Annotated in this window: 1 protein-coding gene; it reads right to left on the reverse strand. The window is 59.8% G+C overall.

Features of this window, described 5'->3' with window-relative positions:
• Positions 1 to 706 (reverse strand): immunoglobulin-like domain-containing protein (locus tag NTD88_RS20180; RefSeq protein WP_262153373.1); only part of this gene is annotated, 706 nt, incomplete at both ends.

Below are 706 nucleotides of genomic sequence, written 5' to 3' on the forward strand. Positions count from 1 at the left end.
GCCGCCAGTCACAGCAGTGATGCTGTTGGTCAGCGGGGTGTTGGTGTTCAGCACGTTGTTCGGTGCGATGAAATCGACCGAACCGCTGCTCGCATTGACCGGAATGGTGATGCTTTGGCCGTTAGCCAGAGTAATGACCAGCGGGGCGCCGGTGACCGGAGCAGTGACGCTCGCGGTGTAAGTAACCACACCGCCTTCAACGGCACTGGCAGTCGCAGTCAGCGTGACGGTCGAAGTATCAATCGAATCCGTAACCGCGGTGACGGCGGCAGTCGGGCTGACTTCGAGGTGTTCGAAATCACCACCAGTGGTACCAGTGATGGTCACGCTGACGCTACCCGCGTCGACGTAAACAGTGTCTTTCGGTGCCGCGAAGGTCACGGAGCCTTCGGTGGCATCCTTGGCGATGGTGATGGTTTCACCGTTGCTCAAGGTGATCTTCATCTCGGTGCCAGCCGGGTTGGTCAGCTTGGCGGTGTAGACGATGTTGCCGCCTTCCTGCACAGAGCCGGTGGCGCTGAGGGTCAGGCCGGTGGTGTCCAAACGGGCCGGGTCATCGGTGACGACGGTGGTCGGAGTTCCTGCAGTTTCCAGGTGCTCGTAGTTGCCACCGGTTACGCCAGTAATGCTGTTGGTCAACGGGGTGTTGGTGTTCAACACGTTGTTCGGTGCGATGAAATCGACCGAGCCGCTCGAAGCGTTAACC

It is taken from the genome of Pseudomonas sp. 20P_3.2_Bac5 (assembly GCF_025466035.1).
GTDB lineage: Bacteria > Pseudomonadota > Gammaproteobacteria > Pseudomonadales > Pseudomonadaceae > Aquipseudomonas.